Source organism: Streptomyces sp. I05A-00742 (assembly GCF_013055795.1).
GTDB lineage: Bacteria > Actinomycetota > Actinomycetes > Streptomycetales > Streptomycetaceae > Streptomyces.
The window spans coordinates 1-25,380 of the sequence record NZ_JABETO010000032.1; the positions used below are offsets into that span (position 1 = coordinate 1).

At 71.2% G+C, this 25,380-nt stretch carries 24 protein-coding genes and 1 rRNA gene; 15 read left to right on the forward strand and 10 right to left on the reverse strand.

What is annotated here, in order from left to right:
* Nucleotides 1-48 precede the first annotated feature (48 nt).
* The 7 genes from rrf to HN013_RS24685 all read left to right on the forward strand — a co-directional run bounded on the left by rrf (nt 49) and on the right by HN013_RS24685 (nt 5,290).
* A 5S ribosomal RNA gene (gene rrf / locus HN013_RS24655) occupies nt 49-165 on the forward strand.
* A gap of 90 nt (nt 166-255) precedes the next feature.
* Nucleotides 256-1,428 (forward strand): acetoin utilization protein AcuC, encoded by a 1,173-nt coding sequence (locus HN013_RS24660; protein WP_171169860.1) that lies wholly within the window; start codon nt 256-258, stop codon nt 1,426-1,428.
* A 161-nt stretch (nt 1,429-1,589) separates the two neighbouring features.
* The gene (locus HN013_RS24665) at nt 1,590-2,387 is read left to right on the forward strand and encodes a phosphatase (protein WP_171169862.1); all 798 of its coding nucleotides are present in this window, start codon (nt 1,590-1,592) and stop codon (nt 2,385-2,387) included.
* Nucleotides 2,388-2,515: 128 nt separating this feature from the next.
* Nucleotides 2,516-2,725 (forward strand): helix-turn-helix domain-containing protein, encoded by a 210-nt coding sequence (locus HN013_RS24670; RefSeq protein WP_154080489.1) that lies wholly within the window; start codon nt 2,516-2,518, stop codon nt 2,723-2,725.
* Between the two features lie 110 nt (nt 2,726-2,835).
* Nucleotides 2,836-2,934 carry a 30S ribosomal protein bS22 gene (locus HN013_RS24675; protein WP_003948845.1) on the forward strand — a complete coding sequence of 33 codons (99 nt, stop codon included), beginning with the start codon at nt 2,836-2,838 and terminating at the stop codon, nt 2,932-2,934.
* Nucleotides 2,935-3,179: 245 nt separating this feature from the next.
* Complete coding sequence (locus HN013_RS24680) at nt 3,180-4,238, forward strand: NAD-dependent epimerase/dehydratase family protein (protein WP_171169863.1); 1,059 nt, start codon at nt 3,180-3,182, stop codon at nt 4,236-4,238.
* A gap of 14 nt (nt 4,239-4,252) precedes the next feature.
* Nucleotides 4,253-5,290 (forward strand): lysophospholipid acyltransferase family protein, encoded by a 1,038-nt coding sequence (locus HN013_RS24685; protein WP_171169865.1) that lies wholly within the window; start codon nt 4,253-4,255, stop codon nt 5,288-5,290.
* Between the two features lie 145 nt (nt 5,291-5,435).
* On the opposite strand, the gene HN013_RS24690 is transcribed toward HN013_RS24685, so the two are convergent.
* The 4 genes from HN013_RS24690 to HN013_RS24705 all read right to left on the reverse strand — a co-directional run bounded on the left by HN013_RS24690 (nt 5,436) and on the right by HN013_RS24705 (nt 9,495).
* Nucleotides 5,436-6,665, reverse strand: coding sequence for a DUF5667 domain-containing protein (locus tag HN013_RS24690; RefSeq protein ID WP_171169867.1), 1,230 nt, complete (start codon nt 6,663-6,665; stop codon nt 5,436-5,438).
* Nucleotides 6,666-6,846: 181 nt separating this feature from the next.
* Nucleotides 6,847-7,656 carry an ECF subfamily RNA polymerase sigma factor, BldN family gene (locus tag HN013_RS24695; protein WP_171169869.1) on the reverse strand — a complete coding sequence of 270 codons (810 nt, stop codon included), beginning with the start codon at nt 7,654-7,656 and terminating at the stop codon, nt 6,847-6,849.
* A 410-nt stretch (nt 7,657-8,066) separates the two neighbouring features.
* On the reverse strand, nt 8,067-9,056 hold the full coding sequence (locus HN013_RS24700) for an HAD family phosphatase (protein WP_171169954.1): 990 nt from the start codon (nt 9,054-9,056) through the stop codon (nt 8,067-8,069).
* Between the two features lie 169 nt (nt 9,057-9,225).
* Nucleotides 9,226-9,495, reverse strand: a complete 270-nt coding sequence (locus tag HN013_RS24705) for a glutaredoxin family protein (RefSeq protein WP_171169872.1) — start codon at nt 9,493-9,495, stop codon at nt 9,226-9,228.
* Between the two features lie 382 nt (nt 9,496-9,877).
* Here HN013_RS24705 and HN013_RS24710 point away from each other — a divergent pair, with 382 nt between their 5' ends.
* From HN013_RS24710 to HN013_RS24735, 6 genes are all read left to right on the forward strand, one after another.
* Nucleotides 9,878-10,666 (forward strand): redox-sensing transcriptional repressor Rex, encoded by a 789-nt coding sequence (locus HN013_RS24710; RefSeq protein WP_171169874.1) that lies wholly within the window; start codon nt 9,878-9,880, stop codon nt 10,664-10,666.
* On the forward strand, nt 10,663-12,057 hold the full coding sequence (locus HN013_RS24715) for a glutamyl-tRNA reductase (protein WP_171169876.1): 1,395 nt from the start codon (nt 10,663-10,665) through the stop codon (nt 12,055-12,057). The genes HN013_RS24710 and HN013_RS24715 overlap by 4 nt, the downstream gene beginning before the upstream one ends.
* Complete coding sequence (hemC, locus tag HN013_RS24720) at nt 12,054-13,061, forward strand: hydroxymethylbilane synthase (protein WP_171169878.1); 1,008 nt, start codon at nt 12,054-12,056, stop codon at nt 13,059-13,061. The genes HN013_RS24715 and hemC overlap by 4 nt, the downstream gene beginning before the upstream one ends.
* Nucleotides 13,058-14,707, forward strand: a complete 1,650-nt coding sequence (locus tag HN013_RS24725; RefSeq protein WP_171169880.1) for a bifunctional uroporphyrinogen-III C-methyltransferase/uroporphyrinogen-III synthase — start codon at nt 13,058-13,060, stop codon at nt 14,705-14,707. Before hemC ends, HN013_RS24725 begins: the two co-directional genes overlap by 4 nt.
* A complete protein-coding gene (hemB, locus tag HN013_RS24730) occupies nt 14,704-15,690 on the forward strand; it encodes a porphobilinogen synthase (RefSeq protein ID WP_171169882.1) in 987 nt (328 codons plus the stop codon). The genes HN013_RS24725 and hemB overlap by 4 nt, the downstream gene beginning before the upstream one ends.
* Before the next feature lie 201 nt (nt 15,691-15,891).
* Nucleotides 15,892-16,365, forward strand: a complete 474-nt coding sequence (locus tag HN013_RS24735) for an ATP-binding protein (protein ID WP_171169884.1) — start codon at nt 15,892-15,894, stop codon at nt 16,363-16,365.
* 1 nt (nt 16,366) lies between these two features.
* Here HN013_RS24735 and argS read toward each other — a convergent pair whose 3' ends face one another.
* Nucleotides 16,367-18,124 (reverse strand): arginine--tRNA ligase, encoded by a 1,758-nt coding sequence (gene argS, locus HN013_RS24740; RefSeq protein ID WP_171169886.1) that lies wholly within the window; start codon nt 18,122-18,124, stop codon nt 16,367-16,369.
* 169 nt (nt 18,125-18,293) lie between these two features.
* On the opposite strand from argS, the gene lysS reads away from it, so the two are divergent.
* Complete coding sequence (lysS, locus tag HN013_RS24745) at nt 18,294-20,054, forward strand: lysine--tRNA ligase (protein ID WP_171169888.1); 1,761 nt, start codon at nt 18,294-18,296, stop codon at nt 20,052-20,054.
* A gap of 60 nt (nt 20,055-20,114) precedes the next feature.
* On the opposite strand, the gene HN013_RS24750 is transcribed toward lysS, so the two are convergent.
* Together HN013_RS24750 and HN013_RS24755 are read right to left on the reverse strand one after the other, a co-directional pair.
* Nucleotides 20,115-20,819 (reverse strand): hypothetical protein, encoded by a 705-nt coding sequence (locus tag HN013_RS24750; RefSeq protein ID WP_171169890.1) that lies wholly within the window; start codon nt 20,817-20,819, stop codon nt 20,115-20,117.
* Between the two features lie 100 nt (nt 20,820-20,919).
* On the reverse strand, nt 20,920-21,834 hold the full coding sequence (locus tag HN013_RS24755) for a hypothetical protein (protein WP_171169892.1): 915 nt from the start codon (nt 21,832-21,834) through the stop codon (nt 20,920-20,922).
* A gap of 195 nt (nt 21,835-22,029) precedes the next feature.
* On the opposite strand from HN013_RS24755, the gene HN013_RS24760 reads away from it, so the two are divergent.
* Nucleotides 22,030-23,223, forward strand: a complete 1,194-nt coding sequence (locus HN013_RS24760; protein ID WP_171169893.1) for an RtcB family protein — start codon at nt 22,030-22,032, stop codon at nt 23,221-23,223.
* Nucleotides 23,224-23,229: 6 nt separating this feature from the next.
* On the opposite strand, the gene HN013_RS24765 is transcribed toward HN013_RS24760, so the two are convergent.
* The 3 genes from HN013_RS24765 to HN013_RS24775 form a co-directional block, all read right to left on the reverse strand.
* Entirely contained in the window at nt 23,230-24,015 is a 786-nt protein-coding gene (locus HN013_RS24765) for a hypothetical protein (protein WP_171169895.1), read from the reverse strand.
* A gap of 98 nt (nt 24,016-24,113) precedes the next feature.
* Entirely contained in the window at nt 24,114-24,494 is a 381-nt protein-coding gene (locus HN013_RS24770; RefSeq protein ID WP_171169956.1) for a VOC family protein, read from the reverse strand.
* A 2-nt stretch (nt 24,495-24,496) separates the two neighbouring features.
* Nucleotides 24,497-25,267 carry an SDR family oxidoreductase gene (locus HN013_RS24775; RefSeq protein ID WP_171169897.1) on the reverse strand — a complete coding sequence of 257 codons (771 nt, stop codon included), beginning with the start codon at nt 25,265-25,267 and terminating at the stop codon, nt 24,497-24,499.
* Between the last annotated feature and the right edge of the window lie 113 nt (nt 25,268-25,380).

A 25,380-nucleotide genomic window follows, 5' to 3' on the forward strand; every position in this document is an offset into this window, starting at 1 on the left:
CAGCCGAAACCATGCAAGTGATGGTTGGTTGGGTTAATTTCATAGTGTTTCGGTGGTCATTGCGTTAGGGAAACGCCCGGTTACATTCCGAACCCGGAAGCTAAGCCTTTCAGCGCCGATGGTACTGCATGGGGGACCGTGTGGGAGAGTAGGACGCCGCCGAACAAAATTTGATGAAGCCGTAGGCCTTGAATCAATCGAATCGATTGATTCAAGGCCTACGGCTTTTCTGTGTTTCCCGATAGCGTGACCGTTATGAGCGGGCGCGCGCAGCTGATGTGGGACGAGGCGGTCACGGCTTACGACTTCGGCCCCGGGCATCCCATGGATCCGATACGGCTCTCCCTGACCATGCGCCTCGTCGAGGCCTTCGGCCTGGACAAGGCGATGCGCGTCGTCGCGGCCAGGCCGGCCGGGGAGTCGACGCTCCGGCTGGTGCACCGTCAGGACTACATCGACGCCGTCCGGGCGGCGTCGGCCGATCCGCGGGCGGCCGAGCCCGAGTACGGGCTCGGAACAGCCGACGTTCCCGCCTTCGCGAGCATGCACGAGGCCTCCGCGCTGATCGCCGGTCAGTCCGTCGGCGCCGCCGAGGCCGTCTGGCGCGGCGAGGCCCTGCACGCCGTCAACTTCGCCGGTGGGCTGCACCACGCGATGCCGGGGGCGGCGTCCGGGTTCTGCGTCTACAACGACGCCGCTCTCGCCGTCGCCCGGCTGCTCGAACTCGGCGCCGAGCGGGTGGCGTACGTGGACGTGGACGTCCACCACGGGGACGGAGTGCAGGCTGCCTTCTGGGAGGACCCCCGGGTGCTCACCATTTCGCTGCACGAGCATCCCCGCACCCTCTTCCCGCAGACCGGTTGGCCGGAGGAGACCGGGGCCCCGCAGGCCGAGGGCGGCGCGGTCAACGTGGCGCTGCCGGCCGGGACGGGGGACGCCGGATGGCTGCGTGCGTTCCACGCCGTCGTCCCCGAGCTGCTGGCCGCCTTCCGGCCCCAGGCACTGGTGACTCAGCACGGGGCGGACACGCACTTCGAGGACCCGCTCGCGCATCTCACCGTCTCCCTGGACGCCCAACGGGCCGTCGCCGCGTCCTGTCACGCCCTCGCGCACGCCCACGCCGACGGCCGCTGGGTTGCCCTGGGAGGCGGCGGCTACGCGGTCGTCGACGTGGTGCCCCGGACCTGGACCCACCTCTGCGGCATCGCCGCGGACCGGCCGGTGGGCCCCGAGGCGCCCGTCCCGGACGAGTGGCGGCACGAAGTCTTCCGGCGGACCCGCCAATGGGGGCCGCTGCGGATGACCGACGGGCTGCGGCCGGAGTGGAAGGACTTCGCCGCGTCCGGCTACGACCCCGCGGACCGCCTGGACCAGGCGATCCTGGCGACCCGTCGGGCGGTCTTTCCTTCCCACGGCCTCCTGCCCTGAGTCGAGGGACCCGAGAGACCCGGGGGACCCGGGGGACCCAAAGACCCCGGACAGGGCTCCACAAGACCCCGGACGAGGGCCCCACAGGCCCCGTAGCCCGCTTCCCCGGCCTCCATCCGTAGCCGCCCGCCCCCCGCCCCCGTTAGCCGTGCGTGGAACGCTTGCGCGCACACCTGCTCGCGGCCGGCCTCGCCGGGCCCGTGGCCACCACCCGGGAGCGGAGCCTCGACCGCTACCGGCGGTTCGTGGCCCGCGACCCCCGGGTGCTGATGGGTCTGGAGCCGGAAAGTGACTGGAACTTCAGGGAATTGTTACGGCTGATGGGCCAAAGGTGTGGAGTTTCAGCCGATCCTGAACAGACTTCCGGGCATGATGTGATCGACCCGGATCGAACACTGACGGCACTGGGTGCCTTCGCGGAACGCCTCGCCACGGTCGCCGCGACGGGCGCTCCGGTGCTGATCGGCACCGGCCATCCCCACCGGCTCCTGGGTTTCTACGCCGGGTTGGCCGCAGGCCTGTCGGCGGCGGGATGTTGTGTTCTCACCCCTGCGCAGGGTCGAAGTATCGACATAACGACCCGGTTTGGCGTACGCACATACAACCTTGACTACGTCCGGGGAGTCGCGATGGTGCGCGAACCCGGCGCGTGCGCCACCGCGAATGAGCCCGGCGCACATACGCATTCACCCCTCCCGCTTCGTACCGCGCTGGCTGCCGCGGCGGATGGCGAGGGACCCCTCCCGGCCCTGGTCATCGGGGACCACGGGTGGGTCTGCGGGGCAGGTCAACTGGGTTTTGAGGCCATCGGACTGGCGGATTCCGACGACCCCGCGCTGTTCGTCGGAGAGGCCGAGGGACGGGTGTCCGTGGTCGTTCCGCTTGATGACACTGTGCGGTCTGATTACTACCGACCGCTTACTCGCTATGTACTCAATCGAGCGTGTCTGTCACGGTAGGCGGCCGATGGCTGCTCCTCTTCCCCACTCGCATCACCCGCCCCTAATCTGGGGAGTGAGCGCGCAGCGACGAGGAGTCACCGGAGGGGAAGCCGGTGCGCGTCATGTGCGGAAGGTTCAGGTGTGTCATGGCTGCTGGCGAAAGGCCTCTCAACGAGGTCGTGTTCCTGACCGTGGCGGAAGTCGCCGCGGTGATGCGCGTATCCAAGATGACCGTGTACCGCTTGGTGCACAGCGGTCATCTGCCGGCGATCCGGGTGGGCAGGTCCTTCCGGGTCCCAGAGCAGGCGGTGCACGAGTACCTCCGTGAGTCATTTGTGGGGGTGGAAACCGCCTGACGAGATCCTCGGATTACGCTGTTCGCCCGGTGGCGGGTAGGCTGGCCCGATGTAGGTCGTGTGGGCTCGGACGCCCCGCACCGAGTGAATCGATGTAAGCGAGGGTAGTCGTGGGCTCTGTTATCAAGAAGCGGCGCAAGCGGATGGCCAAGAAGAAGCACCGCAAGCTGCTCAAGCGCACTCGCGTTCAGCGCCGCAACAAGAAGTAAGCAGCGTCGCTGTGTTCGTCCCGCAGCCCTCCCACCGCTCCGGCGGTGGGAGGGCTGCGGTGCATCGGTCCGCGGAAGGTGCCGCACCGCGCGGCGCCGCACCGTGTAAGGCTCTCGCCACGGCTTGAAATGTCGCTCCCCGCGACGAGCGCTCGTCACAGCGAGACACCGACCCGCTACGGTGACCGCCACAGGGCACCCGGGAGCGGGTGGGGGAAGGCCCCACGGAAGGGAAGGCGCTGATCTTGGGCAGGGTCGTGCTCGTCACAGGAGTCGCACGCCGGCTGGGCGGCCGCTTCGTCCGCCGGATCCTGCGCGAGCCCGGCGTCGAACGGGTCATCGGGGTGGACGCGGTGCCACCCGAGCACCGCCTGGGCGGGGCCGAATTCGTACAGGCCGACATCCGCCACCCCGCGATCGCCCGGGTCCTGACCGAGCACGCGGTCGACACCGTGGTCCACATGGACGTCAACGGCACCCCACTCGGCAAGCGCGGCAGCGGCCGGGGGAGCCGGAGCACGGTCAAGGAGACCAACGTCATCGGCACCATGCAGCTGCTCGGTGCCTGCCAGAAGACGACCTCCGTGCGGCGGCTCGTCGTGAAGTCCACCACGAGCGTCTACGGCTCCGCGCCCCGCGACCCCGCGGTCTTCACCGAGACGACGCCGCCCAAGTCCCTCCCCGGCGGGGGCTTCGCCAAGGACGCCGTGGAGGTCGAGGGCTATGTGCGGGGATTCGCCCGCCGGCGGCCCGACGTGGCGGTGTGCGTGCTGCGTTTCGCCAACCTCCTCGGGCCCTGCGCCGACTCGCCGCTCGCCGAGTACTTCTCGCTGCCCGTCCTGCCCACGGTCCTCGGCTTCGACCCGCGGCTCCAGTTCGTGCACGACGACGACGCCGTCGAGGTGCTGCGGATCGCCGCCTCGGAGCCCGTCAGAGGCACGCTCAACAGCGGGACGTTCAACATCGCCGGGGACGGCGTCGTCCTGCTCTCACAGGCCGCCAGGCGCCTCGGGCGCCCCACGCTGCCGTTCTTCCTCCCCAGCGTCACCTGGGCCGGTTCCGCGCTGCGTGCGCTGGGGATGCTCGACGTCTCGCCCGAGCAGATCCGGCTCCTCACCCACGGGCGCGTCGTGGACACCACCCAGATGCGGGAGACCCTCGGCTTCCACCCCCGCTACACCTCGGCCGGCGCCTTCGCCGACTTCACCCGGAGCCGCGGCACCGGTCTGCTGCCGCCCCACACCCTCGCCCGTACCGTTGACCGGATCGCCGCCGCGGTGCCTGCCGGCCGCGGCCCGAAGTGAGGAGCGCACGCACCATGGCGGACGCGAAGGTCATCCCGTTCGGCGAGGAGCCGCGGTCCAAGCGGCGGTCGCGGCGCGGCGCCACGGGAGGTCGTACGCCCCGGCCCGCCGCGGCGCCCCTCGCACCCGTCCCACCGCCGCGCGACGAGCGGCAGGACCCGCCGGCCGGCGAGGACGAGGCCCGTCCCTCCGTCGCGGCGGAGACAGCGGCGGACGGCTGGGAGCGGAAGCTCGCCCACGGGCTGAACTTCCTGCGCCGCCGGATCACCGGCGACTACGAGGTGGACGACTTCGGCTTCGACAAGGAGCTCACCGACCAGGTCGTGCTGTCGGCCCTGCGCCCGTTCTACGAGAAGTACTTCCGGGTGGAGGTGCGAGGCATCGAGAACATCCCGGAGAAGGGCGCGGCGCTGGTCGTCGCCAACCACTCCGGGACGCTCCCGATCGACGGACTGATGCTCCAGGTCGCCGTGCACGACCAGCACCCGGCGGGACGTCACGTCCGGATGCTCGCCGCCGACCTGGTGTTCAAGCTGCCGGTCGTCAACGAGATCTCGCGCAAGCTGGGCCACACCCTCGCCTGCGCCGAGGACGCGCAGCGGCTCCTGGAGCGCGGCGAGGTCGTCGGGGTGATGCCGGAGGGATTCAAGGGGATCGGGAAGCCGTTCTCGGAGCGGTACCGGCTCCAGCGCTTCGGGCGGGGCGGCTTCGTCTCCACGGCGCTGCGGGCCGGGGCGCCGATCGTGCCCTGCTCGATCGTCGGGGCCGAGGAGATCTACCCGATGATCGGCAACTCCAAGACGCTGGCGCGGCTGCTGGGGCTGCCGTACTTCCCGCTGACGCCGACCTTCCCCTGGCTCGGCCCGCTGGGCGCGGTGCCGCTGCCGACGAAGTGGACGATCCAGTTCGGGGAGCCGGTCCCCACGGAGGGGTATTCGCCGGAGGCGGCGGACGACCCGATGCTGATGTTCAACCTCACGGACCAGGTGCGGGAGACGATTCAGCACACGCTGTACAAGCTGCTCGTGCAGCGGAGATCCGTGTTCTTCTGACCGGTCCACGGTCGGCGGACGGAGTCCGGCGCGGTCCCCCGAAGCCTGCGGATCTGAGCCCGGGTTCTTCTGAATCCCGGACCGTCAACGACACGGCGGCCGGCGTTCCCCCCTGGGAACACCGGCCGCCGTATCCGTTCCGGCGCTACTTCTGGTCCTCGCCGTGGATGCCGAGCCCCGGGAGGATGTCCGGCAGCAGCGGCGGGATGGTGATGTCCGGCTGCTTGGACGGCTTGCCGTCCTTGCCATGCGGTGTACCGGCCGGGCCGGAGCTCTCCGCCGTGGGGGCGGGGCGGAGCAGCCCCGTGCCGCCGAGGAGCCCCTCCTGCTCGTCCTGGGTGCTCTGCGACGGCGACGGGCGGTGGCTGCCCGCGTGCTTGCCACCGCCGCCCGACGACGTGTGGGGTGCCGGGGTGCCGTGGCCCGGGGTGCCCTTGGTGCCGCTGTGCGAAGGAGAGGCGGTGTGCCGGCCGTGCGACTCGTGCCGGTCCTTGTTGTCGTGGAGCAGGGACTGCAGCGGCTCGATCTCGTCGTCTATGGCCCTGAAGACCGAACTGACCTGGTCCCGGACGTCGTTGAGCGGTAGAGGCAGCCGGTCGCGCAGCTGGCTCCAGCCCTCGCGGTGCGAGGCGGTGAAGGACGAGAGCCGCTTCATCGGGCCCAGCGAGCCGTCGTGGTCGTACGCGGCGCGCAGCAGCCGGTGACCTTCGGAGACGTCGTGGCGCATGCCCGAGAGGGTCTTGCGGATCTCGCTCAGCGACTCGTGGTCGAGGTGGCCGGAGCGGCCCCGCTCCATGAGGCGGCGGGCCTCCTGGAGGCGGGTGGACGCCTGGTCGAGGAGGATGCCGCCGCGCTCGGAGTCGCTGTCGGCCATGCCGAGCTTGAGGTCCTCCATGCCGCGCTTGAGCCCGTAGAGCGTGTCACCGGGCAGGGCGTTGGAGCTGGCGGCGGCCACTCCGCCGAGCGCTCCGGCCGCGACGCCCACGGTGAGCCCGCCGGCCGCCAGCCCCTTGGACCAGCGGGAGCGCGGCTTGAGCCGACCGAGCGGCCCGGCCCGGTGGGCCCCCTTGCCGCCCGCCCGGGACCCGGACGCGGCGGCCGGGGCCTTGCGGGGCTCCGGGACGGTCGCGGCACCACCGGCGAACTGCGCCTCCATGGCGGCGATCAGCTGCGCCCGCTGCACGGTTTTGACCTCGGGATCGAGCTTCGGAGCGGGCAGTGCGGCGAGTCCGCCCACCACGCTCAGCAGCTTGCCCTGCCCGGCGTCGTCCGCCGGTGGGCCGGTCCGTGCGGCCGCCTCGCCCTGGAGTTCCTGCTCCTCCAGGGCTTGGGCGAAGGCGTTCGCCCGCCGGTGCGCCGAAACGTTCGCGATCACAGGCGGCACCTCCTCTCGTCATGACGATCGACTCCCCCGGACACCTGGAGGTTGCACGCCTTGAGGGCATCCACTCGAACGAGTGAGTGTGTGCGGGCATGGCGCGACAGCGGGAAGTCTGCATCCCGCACAACGAGCGGCGTGGCAGTCGGGTTACGCGCCGTCGGTGCGGGAGTGCCGCTCAGCGGGCGTCGTCGGGGAGGAGCCGGGCGAGGGTGCGGACGGCCCGGTACTGCAGGGTCTTGATCGCGCCTTCGTTCTTCCCCATGACCCGGGCGGTCTCGGCGACCGACAGGCCCTGGAGGAAGCGCAGGGTGACGCACTCCTGCTGCTGGGGGTTGAGCTTGCGCACCGCCTCCAACAGGGCGGCGTTGGACAGGGATTCGAGGACGGAGTCCTCGGGGCTGCGCTCGACCTCGTTGGCGTCGAGCATCTCGCCGGTGGTGACCTCCAGGCGGAACCGGGAGGACTTGAAGTGGTCGGCGACGAGGTTGCGGGCGATGGTGACCAGCCAGGCGCCGAAGTCGCGGCCCTGCCAGGTGAAGGTGCCGATGCGGCGCAGGGCGCGCAGGAACGTCTCGCTGGTCAGGTCCTCGGCGGTGGCCCGGCCGCCGACTCGGTAGTAGATGTAGCGGTAGACGGTGTCGGCGTACTGGTCGTAGAGCCGGCCGAAGGCATCGGCCTCACCGGCCTGGGCGCGCTCGACGAGGTCCAGCATGCGGGCGCTGTCGCTGTCGGCGCTGGGGCGGCGCGTTGTAGTGGCGGCCGGGGCGGCGGTGCCGCGGCGGGTGCGTCTGCCGACGGCGGCGCCGGCCTCGGCGAGGGCGTAGCAGGGGCTCCTTTGCCCGGCAGCGCCTGCGGCTACCGCGGGGGCGAGCGTGGCGAAGGCGGGGACGGCGTACGCGGTGGGGACGAAGCCGCGCAGGCGGTCGACGACCGCTGCGCGCAGCGTAGCCAGGCCCGAGGCGTCAACCCCGACGTGTGGGTACACGGGACTCCCAGAGGCAGAGCTTCCATCACGTGCAGTGCCGGTCCGTTCACTCGACGTAGGGACAAGCGAGGGACCGGTTTGCGTCTGAGGAGAATAACCCTTCGTACAGGCAGCACTACACCGAGTTGCTCAAATCATCGTTTCCGTTCGCTCTCCCACCTATTGCTGCCCGTTCAAATATCGAACTGCTAACGGAAGTTGACCGTATTTGCCGCTAGCGTGGCCGATTGGGCAGCGTGTTGTGGCAATCCGGACACGGCAGGACTGCCGGGGGCTGTGTGGGGGTATGACAACCGGATTGCCTGTGGGGGAACCGTGGTTACGCAGCGTGGCTGGAGAGGCGTCTGCGGCTCGCCTGGGTGATCGCCCGATCCGGTGACGGGAACCGGAGGGAAGTATTCCGTGGCAGGTCAGCGACGGCGGCGGTGCAGGGCGACGGCCGCGGCCGCGCCGCCCGCCAGGGCGCCCAGGCCGGCGGCGGCGGGGATGCCGACGCGGGCCGCCTTGCGGCCGGTGCGGTAGTCGCGCAGCCGCCAGTCGTGCTCCCGGGCGTGGCGCCGCAGCCGGGCGTCGGGATTGACCGCGCAGGGGTGCCCGACCAGCGAGAGCATCGGGATGTCGTTGGCGGAGTCGCTGTACGCCGCGCACCGGGACAGCTCCAGGCCCTCCGCGGCGACCAGGGCGCGGACGGCCTCGGCCTTGGCCGGGCCGTGCAGCATCTCGCCGACGAGCTTGCCGGTGTAGACGCCGCCGACGGACTCGGCGACGGTGCCCAGGGCGCCGGTCAGGCCGAGCCGGCGGGCGATGATCGTCGCGGTCTCGACGGGCGCCGCGGTGACCAGCCAGACCTTCTGGCCCGCGTCCAGGTGCGCCTGGGCGAGGGCGCGGGTGCCGGGCCAGATGCGCTCGGCCATGTACTCGTCGTAGATCTCCTCGCCGACGGACATGAGTTCCGAGACCCGGTGGCCCTTGACGATCGACAGGGCGCTGTCGCGCGCGTCCTGGATGTGCGCGGGGTCCTCGTTGCCGGCCAGCCGGAACCAGGCCTGCTGCCAGGCGAAGCGGGCGAGTTCGCGCTTGCGGAAGAAGTGCCGCTTGTAGAGGCCCCGGCCGAAGTGGAAGATGGCGGCGCCCTGCATCACGGTGTTGTCGAGGTCGAAGAAGGCCGCGGCCCTGGTGTCGCCGGGGACGGGGAACTCCGGCTCGGCGGCCCGGGCGGCCTTCCGGCCCGGCTTCCCGGTGGCGGGCGCCTCCGCCGGAGCGGACTCCTGGGCCTCCCGGAGGTCCCGTGCTTCCTGCTCCTGGACCGACTTGCGGGCCGCCTCGGCCGCCGCCTCGCCCGCCCGTACGCTGCGCGCGGTGGCGTAGCGGCGGGGGGAGAGCCACGAGAGCCAGGACAGCCAGCGGAATTCGAGGCGCGCCCCGAAGGGGCTCCTGCCGGGGCGGCGGTCGGGCGACGGGTGGGCCATGCCGCGAGCATAGCCAGTTTGTTCGGAGCAATCAGGGCGGGAGCGGTGCCCTGACGTGAACACTACGTGTCGGTAACGTCACGTCCGCTCCCGGGTCCGGTCAGGCGCCGAGCGCCTTGCGCAGCCGGGCCGGGTCCACGCGCCAGAAGTCGTGCTGGGCGCCGTCGACGAGGACGACCGGGATCTGCTCCCAGTACTTCCGGTACAGCTCCTCGTCCTGGGTGATGTCCTTCTTCTCCCAGTGGGTGCCCAGCTCGCCGCAGACCTCGGCGACGACGGCCTCGGCGGCCTCGCACAGGTGGCAGTCGGGCTTGCCGATCAGGGTGACGGTGCTCGTCGAGGGGTTCTTGCGGCGGCGCAGCAGGCTCATGCCGTCATTGTGCCCGGGGGCGGACGGGCCGGGCGGAGCCGGACGGTCCGAAACGGGGGAGGGCGCTCGACCGGGACGATTAGGTGCCTGGGTCGACTACCATCATGGGCGATTTGTTGGTGTCCGGGGGTATAGCGGTGAGGAGTGAGCGCCCGTGTCCCCGTCATCCGACCCCTGGTGCGGGCGTGACGCGAGTGGCCGCAGTCGAGGTCCGGCCAATGGTTCCCCGAACCGGCCGAAACTCCGCGTGACGCCTGTCACTTTGCCCGGACAAAGCGGACACCATCTTTGTGCACGCGTTCACAAAGACATAGCCTGCATACGACGGGGCGGTCCTGGGACAGGACGCCGCCCGCAGCCCCGCTCTACCCGCAGGAGCACCGTGGCAACTGGCCGAACTCACCGACCGGCGACCCGAAGCCGAGGGATCCCCGAGGCCACCGTCGCCCGGCTTCCGCTGTATCTGCGCGCCCTGACCGCGCTCTCCGAGCGCTCGGTCCCCACGGTCTCCTCCGAGGAACTGGCGACGGCGGCGGGCGTCAATTCCGCCAAGCTCCGCAAGGACTTCAGCTACCTCGGTTCGTACGGCACCCGCGGCGTCGGGTACGACGTCGAGTACCTCGTCTACCAGATCTCCCGCGAGCTCGGCCTGACCCAGGACTGGCCGGTCGTCATTGTCGGCATCGGCAACCTCGGCGCCGCGCTCGCCAACTACGGGGGCTTCGCCTCCCGCGGCTTCCGCGTCGCGGCCCTGATCGACGCCGACCCCGCGATGGCGGGCAAGCCGGTGGCCGGGCTGCCCGTGCGGCACACCGACGAACTCGAAGCGATCATCAGCGACAACGGCGTCTCCATCGGCGTCATCGCGACCCCGGCCGGCGCCGCCCAGCAGGTCTGCGACCGCCTGGTCGCCGCCGGGATCACCTCGATCCTCAACTTCGCCCCCACCGTGCTCTCGGTGCCGGACGGCGTCGACGTCCGCAAGGTCGACCTGTCGATCGAGCTCCAGATCCTCGCGTTCCACGAGCAGCGCAAGGCCGGCGAGGACGCCGAGCAGGCCGACCGGTCCGGTCCGGCGCGTCCGGGGAGCGCCGCCCGTCCCGCCGCGGCCGCCGGCCGGGACGGCAGGAAGGGACCGGACGGGGACGTCCCCGCCGTGATGCCGGCATGAGCCTGCTCGTCGTGGGTCTCAGCCACCGCAGCTCGCCGGTGAGCGTCCTGGAGCGGGCCTCGCTGACCCCCGGGGCCCGGGTCGCGCTGGTGCACGACACCCTCGCGGCCGAGCCGGCCACCGAGGCGGTCGTGCTCGCCACCTGCAACCGGATCGAGCTCTACGCCGACGTGGACAAGTTCCACGCCGGTGTCGCCGAGCTGTCCACGCTGCTCGCCCTGCACACGGGCGTCGGCCTGGACGAGCTCACCCCGCACCTCTACGTCCACTACGAGGACCGGGCCGTCCACCACCTCTTCTCGGTGGCCTGCGGCCTGGACTCGATGGTCGTCGGCGAGGGCCAGATCCTCGGCCAGATCAAGGACGCCCTCGCCCTCGGCCAGGAGCTGCACTCCGCCGGCCGGCTGCTCAACGACCTGTTCCAGCAGGCCCTGCGGGTGGGCAAGCGCGCCCACAGCGAGACCGGCATCGACCGGGCCGGCCAGTCGCTGGTCACCTTCGGCCTGGAGCAGCTCCACGACGGCCCGTCCGTCGAGGACTGGGTCGCGGGCAAGCGCGCCCTCGTCATCGGCGCCGGGTCCATGTCCTCCCTCGCCGCCGCCACCCTCGCCCGCGCCGGGGTGGCCCATGTGGCCGTCGCCAACCGCACGCTGGAGCGGGCCCGGCGGCTCGTGGAGATCCTGACCGAGCCCGGCGCCGCCGGGAAGGTCACGGCGAGCGCCGTGGAGATGAGCGCCCTGCCGGACGAGCTCGCGCTCGCCGACATCGTCGTCTCCTGCACGGGCGCGACGGGCCTCGTCCTCACGGCCGACGCGGTGACCGCCGCGCTGGCCGGACGGAAGGTCTGCGCGGTCGACGCCGCCTGCGCCGGGGGCGCCCGCCTCGCCCTGCTCGACCTCGCCATGCCGCGCGACATCGACGCCGCCGCGCACGGGATCGACGGCGTCCGGTTCGTCGACATCGAGGCCCTCGCCGGGGCGTCGGCCGACGCCCCGATGGCCGCCGACGTCGACCGGGTGCGGGCCATCGTCTCCGACGAGGTCGCCGCCTTCGGCGCCGCCCAGCGCGCCGCGCACATCACACCCACCGTGGTCGCCCTGCGCACCATGGCCGCGGACGTGGTCGCCGGCGAGATCGCCCGGCTCGACGGACGGCTGCCCGGCCTGGACGACAAGCAGCGGGCCGAGATCACCCAGACCGTCCGCCGCGTCGTCGACAAGCTCCTGCACGCCCCGACCGTGCGGGTCAAGGAACTGGCGTCCACCCCCGGCGGCGCCGGCTACGCCGACGCGCTGCGGGAGCTCTTCGACCTCGACCCGCAGGCGGTGGCCGCCGTCAGCAGGGCCGACGCGCGGCTCGACAGCAAGAACAACGCACGGGAGTCGGCATGAACGGCACATCGACCGCCCCGCTGCGCCTGGGAACCCGGCGCAGCAAGCTGGCCATGGCCCAGTCGGGGCAGGTCGCGGAGGCGGTGCGACAGCTGACCGGACGTCCGGTCGAGCTGGTCGAGATCACCACGTACGGGGATGTCTCCCGGGAGCACCTGGCGCAGATCGGCGGCACCGGAGTGTTCGTCTCCGCGCTGCGCGACGCGCTGCTCGCGGACGAGGTCGACCTCGCCGTGCACTCGCTCAAGGACCTGCCGACCGCGCAGCCGGACGACCTCGTCCTGGCCGCGGTCCCGCGCCGCGAGGACCCGCGCGACGTGCTGATCGCCCGCGACGGACTGACCTTCGAGGACCTTCCGTCCGGGGCCAGGATCGGCACCGGCTCGCCCCGCCGCATGGCTCAGCTCAACGCCTGGGCGCGCGCGCTCGGCAAGGAGATCGAGACCGTGCCGGTCCGCGGGAACATCGACACCCGGCTGGGTTTCGTGACCGACGGGGAGCTGGACGCGGTCGTGCTGGCCGCCGCCGGGCTCACCCGGATCGGCCGGATCGACGTGGCGACCGAGTTCCTGTCGCCCGACACCGTTTTGCCCGCCCCCGGTCAGGGGGCCCTGGCGATCGAGTGCACCGCGGCCGCCGCGCCGCTCGCCGCCGTGCTCGCCGAGCTCGACGACCCGCACACCCGGGCCGCCGTGACCGCCGAGCGTTCCCTGCTCGCCGCCCTGGAGGCCGGCTGCTCCGCACCCGTGGGTGCGCTGGCCGACCTTTCCCCAAGCTCTCGACTGCGCTCGAGCAGGGGATACCCCAATGGAGCCGAGCAGGCTGTCACCGAAATGCGCCTGCGCGGCGTCGTCGGCACCACCGACGGCTCGACGCTGGTGCAGCTGTCCACCACCGGTCCCGTACCCGTGTCCCACGACGACGCCCTGGCCCTCGGCCGCGAGCTCGCGGCGGAGATGCTGGCCAAGGGTGCGGCCGGTCTTATGGGGGAGCGAGCACATTGAACCCCACCGCCCCGAACCATCCCGCGCACGGGCACGTCACCTTCCTCGGTGCGGGCCCCGGAGACCCGGGACTGCTGACGCTCCGCGCCGTCGAGGCGCTGGCGTCCGCGGACGTCCTGATCGCCGATCCACAGGTGTTGGAGGTGGTGCGTACGCATGCGCGCGCGCATGTGGACATGCCTGCGCAGACGGTTGCTGACGAGACGTCAAAGGCCGCCGACGTCCCTGTCCTCAGGGACACCGCCAATCTTGTCATGACGGCCGCGCGCGGCGGCAAGCGGGTCGTCCGCGCGGTCCACGGCGACCCCGGCCTCGACGGGAACGCCGCCGACGAGATGCTGGCCTGCGCCGCCGAGGGCATCACCTTCGAGGTCGTGCCGGGCGTCGCCACCGCCGTGGGCGTGCCCGCCTACGCGGGCGTCCCGCTCCGGGACGACCGGGGCGGGGGCGTACGGTTCGTCGACGCCCGGACCGCCTCCGAGGCCTGCTGGTCCGAGGTGGGCGCGAGCGAGGCCACCGTCGTCGTCACCACCACCCTCGACGCGGTGGGCGCCGGCGCCGGCGAGCTGGTCGCGGCCGGGCGGAAGCCCGACACGCCGCTCAGCGTCACCATCGCCGGCACCACCACCCGCCAGCGCACCTGGACGGCCACCCTCGGCACGATCGCCCAGGTGCTCAAGGCCGCCAAGGTGCTGCCGTCGCCCGACGGCGGCCAGCCGGTGATAGCCGTGGTCGGCGAGCGCAGCGCCGCCGACCGGCGGGAACCGCTGTCGTGGTTCGAGTCCAAGCCGCTGTTCGGCTGGAACGTCCTGGTGCCCCGCACCAAGGAGCAGGCCGCGTCGCTCTCCGACCAGCTCCGCTCGTACGGCGCCGTGCCGCACGAGGTGCCCACCATCGCCGTGGAGCCGCCGCGCACCCCGCAGCAGATGGAGCGCGCGGTCAAGGGCCTCGTCACCGGCCGCTACGAGTGGATCGCCTTCACCTCGGTCAACGCCGTCAAGGCGGTCCGCGAGAAGTTCGAGGAGTACGGGCTCGACGCCCGCGCCTTCGCGGGCATCAAGGTCGCGGCCGTCGGCGAGCAGACCGCCAGGTCGCTGATCGAGTTCGGCGTCAAGCCGGACCTGGTGCCGAGCGGCGAGCAGTCCGCCGCCGGGCTGCTGGAGGACTGGCCGCCCTACGACCCGGTCTTCGACCCGATCGACCGCGTCTTCCTGCCGCGCGCCGACATCGCCACCGAGACCCTGGTGGCCGGCCTGATCGAGCTCGGCTGGGAGGTGGACGACGTCACCGCGTACCGGACCGTGCGCGCCTCGCCGCCGCCGGCCGAGACCCGCGAGGCGATCAAGGGCGGCGGCTTCGACGCCGTGCTCTTCACCTCCTCGTCCACCGTGCGGAACCTGGTCGGCATCGCCGGCAAGCCGCACAACGTCACCGTCATCGCCTGCATCGGCCCGGCCACCGCGAAGACCGCGGAGGAGCACGGACTGCGGGTGGACGTGCTGTCGCCCGAGCCCTCGGTGCACAAGCTGGCCGAGACGCTCGCCGAGTTCGGGGCCGCCCGGCGCGACGCCGCCGTGGAGGCCGGCGACCCGGTCACCCGTCCGAGCGAGCGACGACCCGGATCGCGCAGAAGGGCACGGAGTTGAGCACCTACGGATCCTTCCCGGCCGCACGCCCCCGACGGCTGCGGACCACCCCCGCCATGCGCCGCATGGTCGCCGAGCACCGGCTGCACCCGGCCGAGCTGATCCTCCCCGCCTTTGTGCGGGAGGGCATCACCGAGCCGGTGCCGGTCTCCTCGATGCCCGGCGTCGTCCAGCACACCCGGGACACCCTCCGGAAGGCCGCCGCCGAGGCGGTCGAGGCCGGGGTCGGCGGGATCATGCTGTTCGGCGTGCCCGAGCACAAGGACGCCGCCGGCACCGCCGGCACCGACCCGGACGGCATCCTCCAGGTGGCCATCCGGGATGTGAAGGCCGAGGTCGGCGACGACCTCGTCGTCATGTCGGACCTGTGCCTGGACGAGTCCACCGACCACGGCCACTGCGGCGTCCTCGACGCCGACGGCCGGGTGGACAACGACGCGACGCTGGAGCGGTACGCCGAGATGGCGCGCGTCCAGGCCGACGCGGGCGTGCACGTCGTCGGCCCCAGCGGGATGATGGACGGTCAGGTCGGCGTCATCCGCGCCGCGCTGGACGCGGCCGGGCACCAGGACGTGTCCATACTCGCCTACACCGCCAAGTACTCGTCGGCGTTCTACGGGCCGTTCCGCGAGGCCGTCGCCTCGTCGCTGCAGGGTGACCGCAAGACGTACCAGCAGGACCCGGCCAACGCCCGCGAGTCGCTGCGCGAGCTCGCGCTCGACCTGGCGGAGGGGGCGGACATGGTGATGGTGAAGCCGGCGCTTCCCTACCTCGATGTGCTCCAGCGGGTCGCGGACGCGGTGGACGTGCCCGTCGCGGCGTATCAGATCTCCGGTGAGTACGCGATGATCGAGGCTGCCGCCGCCAATGGGTGGATCGAGCGGGAGCGGGCGATTCTGGAGACGCTGACCGGGATCAAGCGGGCCGGTGCGAACATGATCCTCACGTACTGGGCCACCGAGGTCGCGCGGGGGCTGCGGTAGGGGCTTTGCCCCCGTACCCCCGAAGCGCGCTGCGCGCGCTGTCCTCAAGCGCCGGACGGGCTGACTTCAGCTCGTCCGGCGTTTTCAAACCTCCCGTGTCACCCACATAGGTCGTCTCTCCTCGAATCCGGGCACCCCTGGCACGGGCAATCCGAACATGACTACTGTGCGTATCAGGTTGCTCACTCTATGGAGGCGTGCATGAGTCATGAGCCCGATCTCGCCGACGACTGGGAATACACGCTCCAGGTCCCCTCCGACCCGATGGCACCGTGCATCGCCCGGCGCACCCTGCGCACCATCTTCGAGGAGCACGGCTTCCTCGAACTCGCCGACACCGCCGAGCTGCTGACCTCCGAGCTGGTCACCAACGCCTACCGGTACTCCGACGGACCCGCCTCCGTCCGTGTGCGCCGCGACGGCGACCGCGTCCGCGTCGCCGTCTGGGACACCAACCCACGGATGCCCGCCCTGGACGCCGTCCCGCCCGTGGACGCGGCGGGCCAGGAGGCCGAGCAGGGGAGGGGGCTGGGCCTCGTCCAGTGGTGCGCCGACAGCTGGGGCGGCTTCACGCTGCGCGACCAACCACAGGGCCTGGTCGGGAAGTTGATCTGGTTCGAGCTCGGTGCGCCGAAGGGCCCCTCCCGGTGCGGGAAGGGCCCTTCGGCGCCATGACTCAGAGGTGCTCGGGCGTGTGGATGCCGAGCAGCGCCATGCCCTGGCGCAGGGTGCGGGCGGTCAGGTCGCAGAGGAAGAGGCGGTTCTCGACCTGCTCCGGGGTGCCGGCCTTCAGCACCGGGCACTCCGAGAAGAACGTCGTGTAGAGCGAGGACAGCTGGTACAGGTACCCGGCGAGCTTGTGCGGCTCGTACGCCTCCGCCACCTCCGCCAGCGTCGCCGCGAACTCGTCCAGGTGGAGGCCCAGCGCCCGCTCGGCGGGGGCCAGTTCGAGCTCCGGGTGGGCGGCCGGCGCGATCCCGCCCGCCTTGCGGAGGATGGACCGGTTCCGGGCGTACGCGTACTGGATGTACACCGAGGTGTCGCCCGTGAGCGAGACCATCTGGTCCAGGTCGAACTTGTAGTCCCGGGAGACGGACGTCGACAGGTCCGCGTACTTCACCGCGCCGATGCCCACCTGGGCACCGCGCTCGGCGATCTCCGCCTCGCCCATCTCGTCCTGGGCCTTCTCGCGGACGATCTTCGTCGCCCGCTCGATCGCCTCGTCCAGCAGGTCCACCAGCCGGACCGTCTCGCCCTCACGCGTCTTGAACGGCTTGCCGTCCTTGCCCAGCACCGTGCCGAAGCCCAGCTGCACGGCCTTCACGTCGTCCGTCAGCCAGCCGGCCCGGCGGGCCGTCTCGAAGACCATCCTGAAGTGCAGCGACTGGCGGCTGTCCACCACGTAGAGCAGGGTGTCGGCCTTGATGTTGAACACCCGGTCGCGGATCGCCGACAGGTCCGTCGCCGCGTAGCCGAAGCCGCCGTCGGACTTCTGGACGATCAGCGGCACCGGATTGCCGTCCGGGCCCTTCACATCGTCGAAGAAGACGCACAGCGCGCCCTCGGAGCGCACCGCGACGCCCGACTCCTCCAGCATCCGGCAGGTCTCGGCGAGCATGTCGTTGTACCCCGACTCGCCGACGATGTCCTCGTCCCGGATCGTCACATCGAGCTTGTCGAAGACCGAGTAGAAGTAGATCTTCGACTCGTCGACGAACCTCTGCCACAGCGCGACCGTCTCCGGATCGCCCGCCTGGAGGTCCACCACCCGGCGGCGCGCCCGCGCCTTGAACGCGTCGTCCGCGTCGAACAGCGTGCGGGCCGCCTTGTACAGCCGGCCCAGATTGGTCATGGCCTCCTCGCCGGAGACCTCGCCCTCGTGGTCCAGCTCGTGCGGGTGCTCGATCAGATACTGGATGAGCATGCCGAACTGGGTGCCCCAGTCGCCGATGTGGTGACGGCTGACGACCTTCTCGCCCGCGAACTCCAGGATCCTGACGACCGCGTTGCCGATCACCGAGTTCCGCAGGTGGCCGACGTGCATCTCCTTGGCCACGTTCGGCTGCGCCCAGTCGATGACCGTCGTGCCGGGGTGCTCCTTGAACGGCACGCCCAGTCGGTCGTCCGCGGCGCGCGCGGCCAGCGTCTCCAGGATCGCCCGGTCGGTGAGGGTGATGTTGAGGAAGCCGGGGCCCGAGACCTCGATCCCGGCGATCAGCCCGTCGGCCGGCAGCCGCTCGACGACCTGGCCGGCCAGCTCCCGGGGGTTCCCCTTGAGCTTCTTGGCGAGCGCGAGCATCCCGTTGGCCTGGAAGTCCGCCCGGTCGCTTCGTCGCAGCAGCGGATCGGTGGCACCCGCCTCCGGCAGGGCCGCCGAGAGCGCGTCCGCGATGCGCCGGTCGAGCGTGGAAGCGAGGGAGGGAACCAAAGCCATGGGAAGCGGGCCCATTCCTTGTAGAAGGCGTGCGTGCTGAGGGCGACGTGTGCAGGGAGGGCGGCGCCGCCGCACCCGAGTATCCCATGCCGATATCACAGGCCCCGCGTGCTTTTCCGCGCCTCCCCGGGCAACCGGCGGCCCCCCGCCGCCGTCTGGGACAATGGTCATGCCAGACCGTAAGGAAGGAAGTGCCGTGGCTCAGGCTCAGAGCACCGAGGCCGACTGGGTCTCCCGTTTCGCCGACGAGGTCATCGCCGAAGGCGAGCGCCGCGCGCCCGGCAAACCCATCGTCGTCGCGTCCGGCCTCAGCCCCTCCGGCCCGATCCACCTGGGCAACCTGCGCGAGGTCATGACCCCGCACCTGGTCGCCGACGAGATCCGCCGCCGCGGCCACCAGGTCCGCCATGTGCTGTCCTGGGACGACTACGACCGCTACCGCAAGGTCCCGGCCGACGTCCCCGGCGTCGACGACTCCTGGGGCGAGCACATCGGCAAGCCGCTGACCTCGGTCCCGGCCCCCGCCGGCTCGGCGTACCCGAACTGGGCCGAGCACTTCAAGGCCGCCATGGTCGAGTCCCTGGCCGAGCTGGGCGTCGAGTACGACCCGATCAGCCAGACCGAGCAGTACACCTCCGGTGTCTACCGCGAGCAGATCCTGCACGCGATGAGGCACCGCGCCGACATCGACGCGATCCTCGACCAGTACCGGACGAAGGACAAGGCGACCGGCAAGCCCAAGAAGCAGCAGAAGCCGGTCGAGGAGGCCGAGCTGGAGGCCGCCGAGGGCTCCGGCGCGGCGAGCGAGGACGACGGCAGCGGCGGCGGCGCGGGCTACTTCCCGTACAAGCCGTACTGCGGCGCCTGCGAGCGCGACCTCACCACCGTCACCGCGTACGACGACGCGAGCACCGAGCTCTCCTACACCTGCGTCTGCGGCCACTCCGAGACCGTCCTGCTCAGCGAGTTCAACCGCGGCAAGCTGGTCTGGAAGGTCGACTGGCCGATGCGCTGGGCCTTCGAGGGCGTGATCTTCGAGCCCTCCGGCGTGGACCACTCCTCGCCCGGCTCCTCCTTCGTCGTCGGCGGCCAGATCGTCCGCAAGATCTTCGGCGGCGAGCAGCCGATCGGCCCGATGTACGCCTTCGTCGGCATCAGCGGCATGGCCAAGATGTCCTCCTCCAAGGGCGGCGTCCCCACCCCGGGCGACGCCCTGAAGATCATGGAGGCGCCGCTGCTGCGCTGGCTCTACGCCCGCCGCAAGCCCAACCAGTCCTTCAAGATCGCCTTCGACCAGGAGATCCAGCGGCTCTACGACGAGTGGGACAAGCTGGAGGCCAAGGTCGCCGACGGCTCCGTGCTGCCCGCCGACGCCGCCGCGCACAGCCGCGCCGCCCGCACCGCCGCCGGCGAGCTGGCCCGCACCCCGCGCCCGCTGCCGTACCGCACGCTCGCCTCCGTCGTCGACATCACCGCCGGCCACGACGAGCAGACGCTGCGCATCCTCGGCGACCTCGACCCGGAGAACCCGGTCGCCTCGCTCGACGAGACCCGGCCGCGCCTCGACCGCGCCGAGCACTGGATCAACACCCAGGTCCCGGCCGACCAGCGGACCATCGTCCGCCAGGAGCCCGACACCGAGACCCTCGCCGCCCTCGACGAGCAGGGCCGCGAGTCCCTGCGGCTGCTCCTCGACGGACTGGACGACCACTGGTCGCTCGACGGGCTCACCACCCTCGTCTACGGCGTGCCCAAGATCCAGGCGGGCCTGGACCCGGACGCCAAGCCCACCCCCGAGCTGAAGGTCGCCCAGCGCTCCTTCTTCGCGCTGCTCTACCGGCTGCTCGTCGGCCGTGACACCGGCCCGCGCCTGCCCACCCTGCTCCTCGCCGTCGGCGCGGACCGGGTGCGCAAGCTCCTGGCCGCCTGACGCGCGCGAAGGGGCCCGCCTCCCCCGGGAGGCGGGCCCCTTCACGTTTCCCCGCGTGGGCTACTTCTTGTTGGCGGCGGCCACCGCGGCGACCGCCTCCTTCGCCGGCGTGGGCGTGTCCTTCGCCAGCTCGGCTGCGTCCGGCGCCTTCGCGCCCTGGTAACCGGCGCCGCTGAACTGCAGCGTGACCACCACGTTCGCGGTACGGGTGATCACCCACGCGTTGTGGAACTCGTCGCCGTTCTTCTTCGTGGTCGTCGTCACCGTGGTCGCCCAGTCGCCGATCCCGGAGGTCTTCTGCGACTTGGCGTCCTTCGCCCCGTCCTCCTTCATCGCCTTCTTGACCTGCTCCTCGGCGAAGACCTGGGCCCGCTTGTCGGCCGAACCCAGCGTCGGGTCCGCGCTCAATCCGTTGAACTGGACGTTCAGCGAGCGGAACTGCAGGTCGTCGGCGTCCGAGTCGTCCAGCCCGGCCCAGTAGCAGCTGCCGGCCGTGAGGACCTGGCCCTTCTTCTCCTTCGGCTTCGGCACCAGCTTCTCGACCGTCTTGGCCTGCACGGCCTTGCACGGCTCGGGCAGCTTGGGGTACTTGGCGGCGACCACGGTGGGCGTGGGGGCCGGCTTCGTCGCCTCCGAGGACGGCGTGCTGGAGGCCTTCTTCGCTCCCGAGTCGTCGTCCGAGTCCGAGCAGCCGGCGACGAGCATCACCGGTACTGCGGCGCAGGCGAGGAGTCGGGCGAGTCGCGGAGCTGTTCGTCGGTGCATGGGTCCTTCGCTCAATCGGTGCTGGGGGCCGGTCAGGGGCTACTGGCACGGTACGCGGCCCGGCCGCGGCGGCGGCCGAAATGGGGTGGTACTCGCCGGGCTAGTTGCTGAAGTGCCCGGCCTCGATCTCACGGGCCAGGACGTGTGCCTTGCCCTGGAGGTCCTGACTGCTCGGAACGCTCGTCCGGTCCGTCGGCTGCTGGTGGTAGACGATCGTCACCAGGACGTTCGCGGAACGGAAGACCACCGTCACGTCCCGGTGGGCGCCGGAGCCGCCCGAGACCAGCTTGTCGCTGACGAACGCGTTGTCGCCCACGTCGTCCAGGGCCCGCGAACCGAGCTCGGGGCCGCCCCCGGGCGGCTGCGCGGGAGGCGTCGCCGTGGTGGCGGGACGGGAGGACGCGTCGGTGGTCCGGGGCTCGTTCTTCGCCTTCTCCTTGGCGCCCTTGGGGTCCTTCGGGTCCTTGGGGCCCTTCGGGCCGCCCTTGCCGCCCGATGGCGGCGCCGGGAGGGACGAGGGCGGGGACGACGGTGTGACCGAGGAGGAGGCCGGGATGTGCGCGTCGTCGGACAGCTTGTTGTACAGCTGCTGCGCCCGCTCCTCGTCGCTGACCCCGGCCTGGTACGACACCACGCGCTCGAAGTCGACCGACAGCCGGCGGGTGCCGTCCGGGGTCTCCTGGTTCCAGCGGCACCCGACGCGCCGGTCGGCGTCGTACGTGATGGTGGGCTGGCCCCGGTAGAGCTCCTCGGCGGCCTGGTCGCCCTCCTCGCCGCCGCCGGGCAGCATCCGGCGCAGCGTCTCGCGGCTCACATAGCCGCACGGCTCGGGGAGGCTGTGGTACTTGCCCGGCTCGGCCGTGGGCGGCGCGGACTCGCCGGGGCCGGGCTTGGGGTCGTCGTCCCCGCCCATGCCGCCCGAGCCACCGCTGCACCCCGTCAGCCCCGCCGCGAGCACGGCGGCGGCTGCCAGCGCGGCCGGTGCAGCTACCAGCCGGTACGCCCTTCGCTGCACTGTCCGTGGCTCCCTTCGCCCGCTTCTCCACGCGCTCCCGGCCCGGTCACGGGCCGAAAACTGGTTGCCGCGGCTGGGTGGCCGCTGGACACAATGTCTACCGCACGCGCCGCCGCACCGCTGGTCCGCTGTCGTGAATCCACGGATTGATCCGGCTTTTGCGTTATATGCCTTTTCTGGGGGAATGAGGAAAATATGCCGTACACCGAGCTGCCCGGCGCCCGGGTACCGATCCGCATGTGGGCGGACCCGGCGACGGTCGAGGACGGCGCCATGCAGCAGCTGCGGAACGTCGCCACCCTGCCCTGGATCGCCGGCCTCGCCGTGATGCCCGACGTCCACTACGGCAAGGGCGCGACCGTCGGCTCCGTCATCGCCATGCGCGGCGCCGTCTGCCCGGCCGCCGTCGGCGTGGACATCGGCTGCGGCATGTCCGCCGTCAAGACCTCGCTGACCGCGAACGACCTCCCCGGGGACCTCTCCCACCTGCGGTCGAAGATCGAGCAGGCGATCCCCGTGGGCTTCGCGATGCACGACGACCCGGTCGACCCGCGACGGCTGCACGGCTTTCCGACGGCGGGGTGGGACGACTTCTGGGGGCGGTTCGACGGGATCGCGGAAGCGGTCAAGTTCCGTCAGGGGCGGGCGCTGAAGCAGATGGGATCGCTCGGCTCGGGAAATCACTTTTGGGAACTTTGCCTTGATTCGGACAATTCGGTGTGGGTGATGCTGCACTCCGGATCGCGAAACATCGGCAAGGAACTGGCCGAGTACCACATCGAGCAGGCTCGGAAGCTGCCGCACAACCAGGGACTGGTCGATCGTGACCTGGCCGTCTTCGTGGCGGACACGCCTCAGATGGCGGCTTACCGGAACGACCTGTTCTGGGCTCAGGAGTACGCGCGCCACAACCGCGAGATCATGATGGCACTGTCCCAGGACGTGATCCGCCGGGAGTTCAAGAAGGCCAAGGTCACCTTCGGTGAGGTCATCTCCTGCCACCACAACTACGTGGCGGAGGAGTCCTACGAGGGTGTGGACCTGCTCGTCACCCGCAAGGGCGCGATCCGCGCGGGCGGCGGCGAGTACGGCATCATCCCCGGCTCGATGGGCACCGGCTCGTACATCGTGCGCGGCCTCGGCAACGCCGACTCCTTCAACTCGGCCTCCCACGGCGCAGGCCGCCGGATGAGCCGCAACGCGGCGAAGAAGCGGTTCTCGGCGAAGGACCTGGCCGACCAGACCCGGGGCGTCGAGTGCCGCAAAGACTCCGGCGTGGTGGACGAGATCCCGGCGGCCTACAAGCCGATCGAGCAGGTCATGGGCCAGCAGCGGGACCTCGTCGAGGTGGTGGCCAAGCTGAAGCAGGTCATCTGCGTCAAGGGCTGACGTCATTCACGGGTGGCGCAGTCGCCACCGGCGGACCTGGCAGGACTTCTTCGACCGGCCGAGTTGTTCGGCGGCTTCGTCGAGGGTCGGAGCCGCCAGTAGAGCCTGGTCCTCCCACGGTGCCCAAGTGCGCCGTCGGCGGGGTGGGGACATGTGGGATGGACGTTCCCACGCCGCCACCTCGGCAGCGGCGGAGCGTTTCCGTCGCAGAGCCAGGCAACCCGGGTAGTACAGGTGCTCGGCGAGAGACGCTCCCGCTTCGCGCATGTACATGACGTTGTAGACCTGGTCGCGGGAGTTACGACTGGTCAGCTTGTGGAGACCGAGGTGGAGCTTGGTGTATCGGCACAAGTACGTCGCCACGGCGGTGCTCGCCGTGACCAGACTGACGAACGGCAGCTCCTGGTGGGTGAAGCCGATCGCGCCGTCGGCGTCGATGAGGCCGCGCAGGTAGTCACGTCGGGAAAAGGGCACCCGGGGCGGGGTGATCGTGCGCGACTTCTTCCCGTAGGGCAGGCCCGCCTCGTTGAGCCGGGCTCTGGCCTCTGCCGCGTACAGCGTCCAGGTCGCGGACCTGCAGTTCTCCGCGAAGTTCGTGGTCCTGGTGCGCTCCCTGATCGTGCTGGGATACGGGCAGAGCACCTGGAAGGCATGCAGGATGTCGCTGTCCCGGTGGCTGATCTCGACGCTGAGGCGCCCTTTGCGGCCGGGACCCGCGTGTAGGTGTCCATCGGCTTGCAGGAAGCCGAACATATACGCGTACCGCGGGTCTTCGAGGTCCATAAAGGTCATACGCCGATCGTCGAACGCGCGACCACCCTCGCGAGGTCGAACGCTCCTCGGTCACTCGAACCGGTGAGCGCACTGTTCTTCGGGCGCGCCCCCGCGCCTCACGCGTCCTGCGGGTACCAGCGGAGCTCCACCGTGTTGCCGTCCGGGTCGCGGATGTAGAGGGACTCCGCCTGGCCGCGGGCGCCGAAGTTGTTGGAGGGGCCGCTGACGACGTCGAAGGTGCCGGCGTCGATGACCTGCTGCCAGTCGAGGGGGGCGACGACCAGGCAGAAGTGGTCGACGTTGGTCTCGCCGCGGTCGCGCTGGAACAGGTCGATGATGGTGTCGGGGGAGACGCGCACGGAGGGGAAGGGGACCTTCCCGGCGCGCCACTCGTCGACGCGGACCGGCTCCAGGCCGAGCGGGCCGGTGTAGAAGGCCAGGGCGCGCTCGACGTCGGTGACGTTGAGGACGAGGTGGTCGAAGCCGGTGACGCGCATGGTCAGTTCTCCTGGGGCTCGCGGTGCACCTTGTAGTTGGACGCCTGGGCGCGGGGGCGCAGTACGAGCAGGTCGACGTTGACGTGGTGCGGCCGGGTGACCGCCCAGGTGATCGTCTCCGCGACGTCCTCGGCTGTCAACGGTTCGTTGACGCCGGTGTAGACGGCGTCGGCCTTGCCCTCGTCGCCGCGGTAGCGGTTGAGGGCGAACTCGTCGGTGCGCACCATGCCGGGGGCGATCTCGATGACGCGGACCGGCAGGGCGTTGGCCTCCAGGCGGAGGGTCTCGGCGATGACGTGGGCGCCGTGCTTGGCGGCGACGTAGCCGCCGCCGCCCTCGTAGGTGGCGAGGCCGGCGGTGGAGGAGACGATCACGACCGTGCCGGGGGAGGTCTTCCAGAGCGGGAGCAGGGCCTGGGTGGTCTGGAGCACGCCGAGGACGTTGACCTCGTACATGGTGCGCCAGTCGGCCGGGTCGGCGGTGGCGACGGGCTCGGCGCCGATGGCCCCGCCGGCGTTGTTGACCAGGACCTCGACGGGGGCGAAGTCGTCGAGGAAGACGGAGAAGACGGTGACCGCGTCGCGGTCGGTGACGTCGAGTTCGTAGGCGACGGCCTGGTGGCCGGCGGCCGTCAGTTCGGCGGCGAGGGCGTCGATCCGGTCCTTGCGGCGGGCCGCGAGGACGACGCGGTAGCCGGCGGCGGCCAGGCTGCGGGCGGTGGCCGCGCCGATTCCGCTGCTCGCGCCGGTGATCACGGCGGTGGGGGTGGTCATGGTGCCTCCTCGGGCGGTGGCGGTGACGGCGGCAGGTGGTGCCGAGGATATGCCGGGCGTCCCGCGGCGGTCCCGGGGCCCGTGGGGGTCCCGCGAGGAGGTCGGGGTCAGGG

Excerpts from the sequence above, each read along its gene's own strand:
- lysS (WP_171169888.1), top strand. The coding sequence starts at position 18,294 with ATGCCAGACCGTAAGGAAGGAAGTGCCGTGGCTCAGGCTCAGAGCACC.
- HN013_RS24685 (WP_171169865.1), top strand. The coding sequence starts at position 4,253 with ATGGCGGACGCGAAGGTCATCCCGTTCGGCGAGGAGCCGCGGTCCAAG.
- HN013_RS24765 (WP_171169895.1), bottom strand. The coding sequence starts at position 24,015 with ATGACCTTTATGGACCTCGAAGACCCGCGGTACGCGTATATGTTCGGC.
- HN013_RS24775 (WP_171169897.1), bottom strand. The coding sequence starts at position 25,267 with ATGACCACCCCCACCGCCGTGATCACCGGCGCGAGCAGCGGAATCGGC.
- HN013_RS24770 (WP_171169956.1), bottom strand. The coding sequence starts at position 24,494 with ATGCGCGTCACCGGCTTCGACCACCTCGTCCTCAACGTCACCGACGTC.
- HN013_RS24750 (WP_171169890.1), bottom strand. The coding sequence starts at position 20,819 with ATGCACCGACGAACAGCTCCGCGACTCGCCCGACTCCTCGCCTGCGCC.
- HN013_RS24705 (WP_171169872.1), bottom strand. The coding sequence starts at position 9,495 with ATGAGCCTGCTGCGCCGCCGCAAGAACCCCTCGACGAGCACCGTCACC.
- HN013_RS24715 (WP_171169876.1), top strand. The coding sequence starts at position 10,663 with ATGAGCCTGCTCGTCGTGGGTCTCAGCCACCGCAGCTCGCCGGTGAGC.
- argS (WP_171169886.1), bottom strand. The coding sequence starts at position 18,124 with ATGGCTTTGGTTCCCTCCCTCGCTTCCACGCTCGACCGGCGCATCGCG.
- HN013_RS24735 (WP_171169884.1), top strand. The coding sequence starts at position 15,892 with ATGAGTCATGAGCCCGATCTCGCCGACGACTGGGAATACACGCTCCAG.
- HN013_RS24760 (WP_171169893.1), top strand. The coding sequence starts at position 22,030 with ATGCCGTACACCGAGCTGCCCGGCGCCCGGGTACCGATCCGCATGTGG.
- HN013_RS24660 (WP_171169860.1), top strand. The coding sequence starts at position 256 with ATGAGCGGGCGCGCGCAGCTGATGTGGGACGAGGCGGTCACGGCTTAC.
- HN013_RS24670 (WP_154080489.1), top strand. The coding sequence starts at position 2,516 with ATGGCTGCTGGCGAAAGGCCTCTCAACGAGGTCGTGTTCCTGACCGTG.
- hemC (WP_171169878.1), top strand. The coding sequence starts at position 12,054 with ATGAACGGCACATCGACCGCCCCGCTGCGCCTGGGAACCCGGCGCAGC.